The following is a 9,187-nucleotide window of genomic DNA, read 5'->3' as shown; positions in this document are numbered from 1 at the left end:
ATGGGCTCGGTCGGCGATGCTCGCGACAACGCCAGGGCCGAGAGCTTCTTCGCAACCCTGGAATGCGAACTGCTCGACCGCCGGCGTTTCGCCTCACAAGCACAGGCCCGTATGGCCGTCTTCACCTTCATCAAGGGCTTCTACAATCCGCTTCGGCGCCACTCCGCACTCGGCTACCGCTCGCCGATCCGCTACGAGAAGGAGATGCTGGCGGACCCATCGCCCGCAAGCTGATCACCACTCCACGAAAACGGGCCAACATCAGAGCCCGACGATATCGCGCACCTTCTCGGCAAACAGCGGATCGGTCGAGAGCTTGAAGGTCTCGGACCGGTGCGGCTGCAGACCGAACGCTCGCCAGACCCGGCCGACCGTGGTGCCCCATACTCCGCTGGCCTTGGCCATGCTGCGCTGGCTCCAGTGACTGGCGCCCTGCGGCCGCTCGGAGAGCGTGCGGTCGATCAACTCGGCGACCTGCTCGTCGCCGATCCGGCGTGGCGCTCCTGAGCGGGGCTCGTCGAGCAGCCCGACCGCGCGCTGACGGGCGAAGCGCTTGCGCCACTTGCCGACCGTGTGCTTGCCGGTGGCGAGTTCTGCCGAGACGGCAGTGTTGCTCAGCCCGTCGGCGGCCAGCAGCACGATCCTGTCCCGCAAGGCCAAGCCTTGAGCGGTCTTGCGGCGGCGAGCCCAGCTCTCGAGCTCGGCTCGTTCCTCGGCGCTGAGCTCGAGTGTGGCGGGCACACGGTAGGCCATCAGCGCCTCCCTGCAGGCTCACTGCTTTGCCACAAATTTCAGGCGCAGGACACTAGCCCTTCCACTCTGAAAGATCTCTCCCATGACCCGCCTCCACGCGCGGTCTTGCCGACTTGTCGGCGGTTAACCGATTCTTGCCGCGAGCCTCATGCCGTAGAGCGTTGCAGCAAGGCGTCGCGAGTCCGTGCCATCCTGACACCAATCCGCGTCGACGCCTGCAACGGGTGGACGTTGCCCTCTGGGCGTCCGAACGCTGTCGGTGCCGGAGTCCGTGTCGTGTTCGATCAAGCATCGGGCACGGGAGCAACCATTCTGTGTCGCGTTGGACATCTCCGCGGGACGAATGAGCGCGAGTACCCCGACGATGTCCGGGAGGCGCTGCCGGCCGGCGCCACGAGGAACCACGGGATGCCTGACAGCGGATCCGGTGACGTGCGAATGGCGACCTCCTGCGAGGCTAGGCCTTTTCCGGCCATCGACCGAGCGGAACATGGGCTGTCTCTGCGCGCCCGCCGCTGCACTCTGCTTCGTGCCGGATCCAGCCGACAGCGGCGCCGGGCGGCTTCGGCGCCGCTCAGCTGTGCAGGGTGGAGCGTCACGACTGCCGGCCCGAGACGCGAAGGATCCGCCGGCGCCCGCGCGGACCCGAGCCCGATCGATGTTTGCCGCGCGTCCGGACGGATGCAGGCGGAAATGGGCCTCATGAAGCGGGGGTGGACCTCATGAAACGTCTCGTCCTCTCGACGGCAGCAGCCCTTCTCGGCGCGCTCATCGGTCTGGGTGTCGTTCCGGCCCTCGCGGCCCAAGGGTGCGGCGTCGGCTTCCACCGCGGTCCCTACGGGTACTGCCGGCCGAACTACGGCGCTCCCTACGTCGCGGGCGGCGTCTACAGAGGGGGCGCCTACGCCTATCGCGGCGTCTACGGCGGCCGGGTCTACGGCCGACGCGGCTATGCCGTAAGGGGATACGGGCATCGCGTCGGCCATTACGGTGGGCGCTACGGGGGCGGTGGCCGCTTCGGCGGCGGCCGCAGGGGCTGGCGGTAAGCCATCGAGGCGGCGCGCTCGCGTCGGTGAGGGGACACGCGGGGATCGTCCGGGAGAGCGGCATGCGGCATGCGCCGATCGAAGCGCCGTCCCTCGAAGCCGGCCCGGGCGGACCCGGCCCGGCAATGTCGGCTGCCGCGGGCCGCTGCGCACGGGTCCGGCGGCGCCTGCGCGAGGAGGTCGCGCGGATCTCCGCGATCTTTGCCTATCTTCTCGTCGTCTTCGGCGTCCTGGTGCTGCATGAGACGGTCGTGCTCTCGCGGCACGGGATCGGCTACCAGTTCTACGGCTTCGCCATCGTCAATTCCTGGATCCTCGCCAAGGTCGTGCTGGTGGCGGAGGGTGTGGTGGCACGGCGCCCCGCGCGTCGCGCGCCGCTCGTGCGGATCGCCGCGCGCGCCGGCGGCTTCGCGGTGCTCCTCGTCTGCGCCTACGCGGTCGAGGAGACGCTGATCGGGCTGTGCAAGGGGCGGTCCCTTGCCGAGAGCCTGCCGGCGCGATCGGCGGCGGCGGCGTGCGTGGTCTGGCCGCCATCGCCGTCATCATGGCCTTCGCGCTCGTACCGTACTTCTCGTGGCGGGAGCTTGAGCGCCTGATCGGCCGCGATCATCTGCGCGCCCTCGTCCTGTCCGGCACCACCGGTTTCGAGGGGCCGCCCGGCCCGCGCGGCGGGTGAACGGTCGGGGCTGTCCTGTCCGATCAAGCCGGAGGGACGCGACCTGCAAGGATGGAGAACCGCAAGGAAGACCTGTCACCGTCAGGCCCGAGGAACGATCATGGTCCGCAGCCCCGGGATGCTCCTCCTCATCGGTCTCGCCTGGCAGCTTTCCGCCGCCCAGGCACAGACGGATCCCGCCGCGGCCCTGCCGGTCGGGACGGTGGCAGCGCAGCGGAAAGCCATCGACAAGGCGCTCGACTTCGTCGGCCGCGTCGAGGCCGTGAGCCGCGTCGAGGTGCGGGCGCGGGTCACCGGCTACCTCGAGGCGGTTCTGTTCAAGGAGGGCGACGTCGTGAAGGAGGGCGCGCCCCTCTACCGGATCGAGCCCGACCTGTTCGAGGCGGCCGTGCGCCAGGCGGAGGGCGCTCTGGAGCGCAGCCACGCCGCCCAGACCCTCGCGGAGATCCAGCTCCAGCGAGCACAGGATCTCCTCGACCGCAATTCCGGCACGGTGGTCGCCCGCGACCAGGCCCGCGCCGCCCTCGACCAGTCGCGGGGCGCCGTGATGGGCGACGAGGCGAACCTGAAGACAGCCCAGATCAACCTCGGCTACACGAAGATCCTCTCCCCGATCACCGGCCGCATCGGCCGCACCAGCGTCACCAAGGGCAACGTCGTCGGGCCCGACAGCGGGGTGCTGACCTCGATCGTCAGCCAGGATCCGATGTATGTCACCTTTCCGGTGAGCCAGCGGGAGTTCCTGCGCGTGCAGCAGGGCGGTGCCCCGGTCGACCGCAGCCGGATCGCCGTGCGCCTGCGCTTCCCGGACGGCTCGACCTACGACCAGGTCGGGCGGGTGAACTTCGTCAACATCAGCGTCGAGCGCACCACCGACACGGTGCTGGTGCGCGCCACGATGCCGAACCCGGCCGGCGCCCTGCGCGACGGCCAGCTCGTGCAGGTCGCGCTCCAGACGGGCACGCCGGAGGAGAAGGTGGTGGTGCCGCAAGGCGCGCTCATCGCCGACCAGGGCGGCGTCTACGTCTTCGTGGTCGAGAACGACCGGGCGGTGACGCGGCGCGTGACGCCGGCCTCCGGCGCCGGCGGCACCGACGCGGTGATCGAGAGCGGCCTCAACGGCGGCGAGCTCGTCATCGTCGACGGGCTGCAGCGAGTGCGGCCCGGCCTCGCGGTCCGGGCGGTGCCGGCGTCGCCTTCGACCGGCAGGACGTGATCCGATGCTCTCCGCCGTCTTCGTCGACCGCCCGCGCCTGGCGATCGTCATCGCCATCGTGACCTCGATCGCCGGCGCGCTGGCGCTCCTCACCATTCCGGTGGCGCAGTACCCCGACATCGTCCCGCCCCAGGTCTCGGTGACGACGACCTATCCGGGCGCCTCCGCCGACGTGGTCGAATCGACCGTCGCGCAGCCGATCGAGTCGCAGGTCGTCGGCGTCGACAAGATGATCTACATGAAGAGCGTCAGCGGCAACGACGGCAGCTACACGCTCACCGCCTCGTTCGAGCTCGGCACCGACCCCGACATCAACGCCGTCAACGTCAACAACCGGGTTCAGATCGCGCTCGCGAAGCTCCCCGAGGACGTCCGCAAGCAGGGCGTCACGGTCAAGAAGAAGTCGTCGGCGCTGCTCGGCGTGCTCGCGGTCTACTCGCCGAAGGACGCCCAGGATCCGCTGTTCATCTCGAACTACGTCACCATCAACCTGCTCGACCAGATCAAGAGCACGCCGGGCGTGGGCGACGCGACGCTGTGGGGTCCGCAGGACTACGCCATGCGGGCCTGGGTGCGGACCGACCAGCTCACCGGGCTCGACCTCACCGCCGGCGACGTCATCGGCGCCATCAAGGCGCAGAACGTCCAGGCCCCGGTCGGCCGGATCGGGGCGCGTCCGATCTCGGACGAGCAGCAGCTCCAGCTCAGCATCCAGACGCAGGGACGGCTCACCTCGCCCGAGCAGTTCCGCAACATCGTGCTGCGCACCAACCCGGACGGCTCGCTCCTGCGCCTCGGCGACGTCGCCCGGATCGAGCTCGGTGCGGCGAGCCTCGACCGCGAGACCCGGCTCAACGGCAGCCCGGCGACCGTGATCGCGATCTACCAGTCGCCCGGCGCCAACGCGATCGCGACGCTCAAGGAGGTCAAGGCCCGGGTGGAGGCCCTCGCCCCGTCCTTCCCGGAAGGACTCGCCTGGAAGGTCACCTACGACCCCACCGCCTTCATCACCGAGACCGTGCACGAGGTGCAGAAGACCCTGGTCGAGGCCTTCGTGCTCGTCGTCGTGGTCGTGTTCCTGTTCCTCGGCAGCCTGCGCGCCACGCTGATCCCGACGCTCGCCGTGCCGGTGAGCCTGATCGGCACCTTCATCGCGCTCAAGGCCGTCGGCTACTCGGCGAACTCGGTCTCGCTGCTCGCCATGGTTCTCGCCATCGGCATCGTCGTCGACGACGCCATCGTGGTGGTCGAGAACGTCGAGCGGGTGATGGAGGAGCACCCGGAACTCTCTCCCCGCGAGGCGACGAAGCGCGCGATGGCAGAGATCACCGCGCCGATCATCGCCATCACGCTGGTGCTGCTCTCCGTCTTCGTGCCGGTCGCCTTCGTGCCGGGGATCTCGGGCGAGCTCTTCCGCCAGTTCGCCGTGGCTGTCGCGGTCTCGATGCTGCTCTCGGCGATCAACGCGCTCACGCTCTCGCCCGCCCTGTGCGGCGTGCTGCTGCGCCCCCATCACGGGCCGCGGCGGGGTCTCATGGGATGGGTGATGCGCTCCATCGACGCCGTGCGCGACGGCTACGGCGCTGCGGTCGCGCGCATCGTGCGCCTGTCTCTCATCGGGGTCGTGCTGTCGCTGGCAGCCGCCTGGGGCACGGTGGAGCTGGCGAAGATCACCCCGACGGGCTTCCTGCCGGAGGACGACCAGGGCGCGTTCTTCGTCGTGGTGCAGCTGCCCGAGGGGGCCGCGGTCGGGCGGACCTCGGAGGTCGCGGCCAAGGCCGAGGCGATCCTGCGCGAGGAGCACGCGGTCGCCGACACCACCACCGTCGTTGGCCTCAACTTCATCGACAACTACTCGCAGAGCAACGCCGCCTTCCTGGTGGTGACGCTCAAACCCTTCGAGGAGCGGAAAGGGGCGGGCGACGGCGCGGCGGCGCTGATCGCGCGGCTCGGGCAGCGCTTCCGGACGATCCCCGAGGGCACCGTCGTGCCGATCGCGCCCCCGCCGATCATCGGGCTCGGCACCGGCGGCGGCTTCGCCTACGTGCTCGAGGACTTGCGCGGCGGCGACCCCAAGGAGCTCGCCCAGGTTCTGCGCGGGCTCATCGTCGCGGCGAACCAGGAACCGAAGCTCAACCGGGTGTTCAGCACCTTCTCGGCGACCAATCCCTCCGTCTTCCTCGAGATCGACCGCAACAAGGTCCAGATCCTCGGCGTCTCGCTCGACGCCGTGTTCCAGGCGCTGCAGGCCTCGCTCGGCGGCTACTACGTCAACGACATCAACCTGTTCGGCCGCACGTGGCAGGTCCAGGTCCAGGCCGAGGCCGACGATCGCCGGCGGATCGACGACATCTACCGCATCAACGTGCGCAACAAGGACGGCGGGATGGTGCCGCTGCGCTCGCTTGCCGAGGTGCGGATCGTCGTCGGGCCGCCCTCGCTCATCCGCTACAACAACCTGCGCGCCGTCACCGTGCAGGGCGGGCCGGCGCCGGGCGTCTCCTCCGGGCAGGCCCTGGCGGCCCTGGAAGCGGTCGCCGCCCGCACGCTGCCGACGGGCTTTGGGGGAGAGTGGACCGACACCGCCTTCCAGGAGAAGCGGGCCGAGGGGAAGACCGCGATCATCCTCGCCTTCGCGGTGCTGTTCGCCTTCCTGTTCCTGGTCGGGCTCTACGAGAGCTGGACGATCCCCGTGCCGGTGCTGCTCTCGGTGACGGTCGGCATCGTCGGCGCCTACGTGGCGATGGTCTGGGGCGGGCTCACCCTCGACCTCTACGCCCAGATCGGCATGGTGGTGCTGATCGGCCTGGCGGCCAAGAACGGCATCCTGATCGTCGAGTTCGCCAAGGAGCAGCGGGAGAAGGGCGTGCCCTTGCGCGAGGCGGCGACCGAGGGCGCGCGGCTGCGCTTCCGGCCGGTGATGATGACCTCCTTCGCGTTCATCCTCGGGCTCCTGCCGCTCGTCATCGCCACCGGCGCCTCGCAGCTCGCGCGGCGCGACGTCGGCACGCCGGTCTTCGGCGGCATGATCGCCGCGTCGTTCCTCGGCATCTTCGTGATCCCGCCGCTCTACGTCGTGTTCCAGGGTCTGCGCGAGCGGGCCTGGCGCCTGTTGGGCGGGGGCAAGGGCAAGGCGGAGCCGACCGCGCGACCCGACGCGCCCACAGGCGCGCCCGGCCACCTGCCGGCGGAGTAGGGGAGGAGCGGCCATGGACGAGACCGACCAGGGATTGTTGGCCGAGGTCCGCGATGACGAGTCCGAACAGGTCGCAGGGGGCCGACGGCTCAAGCGTAAGACTTATGAGCGCGAGCTGCACAAGCTTCAGGTGCAGCTGAGCTACCTCCAGACCTGGGTGCGGGAGACCGGCGCGCGGATCGTCGTCCTGTTCGAGGGCCGCGACGCAGCCGGCAAGGGCGGAACCATCAAGGCGATCACCGAGCGGGTCAGCCCGCGGGTGTTCCGGGTCGCGGCTCTGCCCGCGCCCTCCGACCGGGAGAAGACACAGCTCTACCTCCAGCGCTACCTCGCGCATTTCCCGGCCGCCGGCGAGGTCGTGATCTTCGACCGCTCGTGGTACAACCGCGCCGGCGTCGAGACCGTGATGGGCTTCTGCAGCGAGGCCGAGCGGCAGCGCTTCTTCGCCCTGTGCCCGTCGTTCGAGCGGGTGATCACCGGCAGCGGCATCCGGCTCGTCAAGTTCTGGCTCGAGGTCGGCCGGCACGAGCAGCGCCGCCGCTTCGAGGCCCGCATCCACGATCCCTTGCGGCAGTGGAAGCTCAGCCCCATGGACATCGAGTCCTACCGGCGCTGGTACGACTACTCGCGCGCCCGCGACGCGATGCTGGCGGCGACCGACACCGAGGACCTGCCCTGGCATGTCGTGCGCTCCGACGACAAGCGGCGGGCGCGCCTGAACTGCATCGCGCACCTCCTCCACCTGATCCCTTACGAGGAGCGCGAGGCCGAGCCGGTGGACCTGCCCAAGCGCAGCAAGAAGAACGCCTACGACGACACGCTGCGCAACCGGCGCTTCGTGCCGGAGCTGTACTGACGCCGACCCGGACCGGGTCCCGTTCTTCAGCACCTGGGGCGGCCTCACAGGCCGAGGCTCGCCTTGCTCTCCTCGAGGCGCCGGATCGCCGCGTCGCAGCGGCCGTCAGGGTGGGCCCGCGCGAGGCCGGCTCGGGGTCTCGCGGCCCTGGTCGTCTCCCTTGCTCCGGCGGCGTTCAGTGCCGCGCGATCTCCCAGGTGAGGAAGAGGCCGACGTCGCCCGGCATGCCGTCCGGCCAGTCGACGATCATCGCCCGCAGGCCGTAGCCGGCCGGGTGCAGGCGCGCGTGCCAGAACTCGTAGGCTTGCCGCGGCCGGCCGGTCAGGGTGGCGGGCCACCCCGGCTCCGCGTTGTTGATGGCCCGTCCCTTGTCGGTGCACATCAGGTTGGGGAAGCGCATCACCAGGAGCTCCTTCTTGCCCTGCTCGGCGGCGATGCGGAGCCGGTGCAGGAGCGTCTGGGTGATCTCCTGCACCTTCTCGGGCGTCAGCGCGACCGGCTCGGCGAGCTGCCTGACGAGCTCCTCGCGCGCCTTGCCGGCGCGGTCCTGTCCTTCCATCTCCCTCGTCGCCCGGGCTGCCTTCACGCGGGCCGAGTAGGCATCGAGGTCGTCGGCCGACATGAACGGCTCGTTGCCGAGGTCGACGGCCGGTGTCGTCTGCGTCTCCATCGCGGGTCTCCGTTCTACGGGGCGCCGGCCGGGATGCCGGCGCGAGCACCGCGCGCATCCGCGCGATCATGGCCTCCTCGTCGGCAGGGATGACGAAGGCCTGCGGGCCGGGACTTCTCGTGAGGCGCGGCCCCCGGCGTCGGTCTCGCCGATGCCTCCGGTGAAGACTGGCCTTCCGGAGGCGTACAGGCGTCGTGCCGGGCCCATGCCGCATCGAGGGTGTCTACCGGCGGCCGCAGCGCCCGGCTCCTGAGGCCGCAGCAAAGATCGTGGACGAGGAGGGCCGGTCCCCCCACGGTCTGCGCCCGTGCCGGGGACAGCCCGCGGCGGCGAGGAGGCGTGCCGGGAGCGTCGGGCGGAGGGGCGTATTGCGCATTGAAGCGCTCACGATGGTCGACGTCTCCATGATGGTCCGTGCGGGTAGGCCGCGAGGATGCCGACGGGCGGCTTCCCTCGCGGCTTGCGGTCACGGCCCTGACCGCCATGGCGCGGGTCAGTACGGGCGGCAGGTGCCAGCATAGGAATCCCAGTAGCTGTAGGGACCACAACGGCCGTAGGTGGTCCCATAGTAGCCGGCCGCTGCAGCGGCACCGACGCCGGCCGCGGCCAGTCCGTAGCCGACGGGGCGATAGCGGTAACCGTAGGCGCCGTATCCGCCCCGGTAGGCGTAGCCGCCGCGGTAGCCACCCCGGATCCCCGCGACGCGCCCGCCGTGGAAGCCTCCACCGCGGTAGCCAGCTCCGCGGAAACCGCCTCCGTGGAAGCCCCCACCCC

General features: G+C 70.3%; 8 protein-coding genes and 1 pseudogene. 6 read left to right on the top strand and 3 right to left on the bottom strand.

Annotation, left to right across the window (positions count from 1 at the left end):
* The coding region (locus tag VQ02_RS25735) for an integrase core domain-containing protein (RefSeq protein ID WP_048447092.1) at positions 1–234 on the top strand (234 nt) is incomplete at its 5' end.
* 27 nt (positions 235–261) lie between these two features.
* On the opposite strand, the gene VQ02_RS25730 is transcribed toward VQ02_RS25735, so the two are convergent.
* Positions 262–753, bottom strand: coding sequence for a helix-turn-helix domain-containing protein (locus tag VQ02_RS25730; protein ID WP_048447094.1), 492 nt, complete (start codon positions 751–753; stop codon positions 262–264).
* A gap of 722 nt (positions 754–1,475) precedes the next feature.
* On the opposite strand from VQ02_RS25730, the gene VQ02_RS25725 reads away from it, so the two are divergent.
* The 5 genes from VQ02_RS25725 (at position 1,476) to ppk2 (ending at position 7,743) form a co-directional block, all read left to right on the top strand.
* Positions 1,476–1,799, top strand: coding sequence for a GCG_CRPN prefix-to-repeats domain-containing protein (locus VQ02_RS25725; protein WP_048447093.1), 324 nt, complete (start codon positions 1,476–1,478; stop codon positions 1,797–1,799).
* 125 nt (positions 1,800–1,924) lie between these two features.
* Positions 1,925–2,395 (top strand): hypothetical protein, encoded by a 471-nt coding sequence (locus VQ02_RS25720; RefSeq protein ID WP_245239846.1) that lies wholly within the window; start codon positions 1,925–1,927, stop codon positions 2,393–2,395.
* A 180-nt stretch (positions 2,396–2,575) separates the two neighbouring features.
* Positions 2,576–3,691, top strand: coding sequence for an efflux RND transporter periplasmic adaptor subunit (locus VQ02_RS25715; protein WP_048447091.1), 1,116 nt, complete (start codon positions 2,576–2,578; stop codon positions 3,689–3,691).
* Between the two features lie 4 nt (positions 3,692–3,695).
* On the top strand, positions 3,696–6,887 hold the full coding sequence (locus VQ02_RS25710; RefSeq protein ID WP_048447090.1) for an efflux RND transporter permease subunit: 3,192 nt from the start codon (positions 3,696–3,698) through the stop codon (positions 6,885–6,887).
* 13 nt (positions 6,888–6,900) lie between these two features.
* Positions 6,901–7,743 (top strand): polyphosphate kinase 2, encoded by an 843-nt coding sequence (ppk2, locus tag VQ02_RS25705; RefSeq protein ID WP_048447089.1) that lies wholly within the window; start codon positions 6,901–6,903, stop codon positions 7,741–7,743.
* Between the two features lie 175 nt (positions 7,744–7,918).
* Here the strand turns inward: ppk2 and VQ02_RS25700 are convergent, their stop codons facing one another.
* Together VQ02_RS25700 and VQ02_RS38380 are read right to left on the bottom strand one after the other, a co-directional pair.
* A complete protein-coding gene (locus tag VQ02_RS25700) occupies positions 7,919–8,413 on the bottom strand; it encodes a hypothetical protein (protein ID WP_048447088.1) in 495 nt (164 codons plus the stop codon).
* Positions 8,414–8,906: 493 nt separating this feature from the next.
* Positions 8,907–9,187, bottom strand: a pseudogene (locus tag VQ02_RS38380) (hypothetical protein); the annotation flags it as partial.

This window comes from Methylobacterium variabile (genome assembly GCF_001043975.1).
Classification (GTDB): Bacteria; Pseudomonadota; Alphaproteobacteria; order Rhizobiales; family Beijerinckiaceae; genus Methylobacterium; species Methylobacterium variabile.
This window is presented reverse-complemented; position numbering and strand designations above follow the sequence as displayed.

Bases quoted from the DNA above. Each gene is read 5' to 3' on its own strand.
- VQ02_RS25730 (WP_048447094.1), bottom strand. From the start codon at position 753: ATGGCCTACCGTGTGCCCGCCACACTCGAGCTCAGCGCCGAGGAACGA.
- VQ02_RS25725 (WP_048447093.1), top strand. From the start codon at position 1,476: ATGAAACGTCTCGTCCTCTCGACGGCAGCAGCCCTTCTCGGCGCGCTC.
- VQ02_RS25720 (WP_245239846.1), top strand. From the start codon at position 1,925: ATGTCGGCTGCCGCGGGCCGCTGCGCACGGGTCCGGCGGCGCCTGCGC.
- VQ02_RS25715 (WP_048447091.1), top strand. From the start codon at position 2,576: ATGGTCCGCAGCCCCGGGATGCTCCTCCTCATCGGTCTCGCCTGGCAG.
- VQ02_RS25710 (WP_048447090.1), top strand. From the start codon at position 3,696: ATGCTCTCCGCCGTCTTCGTCGACCGCCCGCGCCTGGCGATCGTCATC.
- ppk2 (WP_048447089.1), top strand. From the start codon at position 6,901: ATGGACGAGACCGACCAGGGATTGTTGGCCGAGGTCCGCGATGACGAG.
- VQ02_RS25700 (WP_048447088.1), bottom strand. From the start codon at position 8,413: ATGGAGACGCAGACGACACCGGCCGTCGACCTCGGCAACGAGCCGTTC.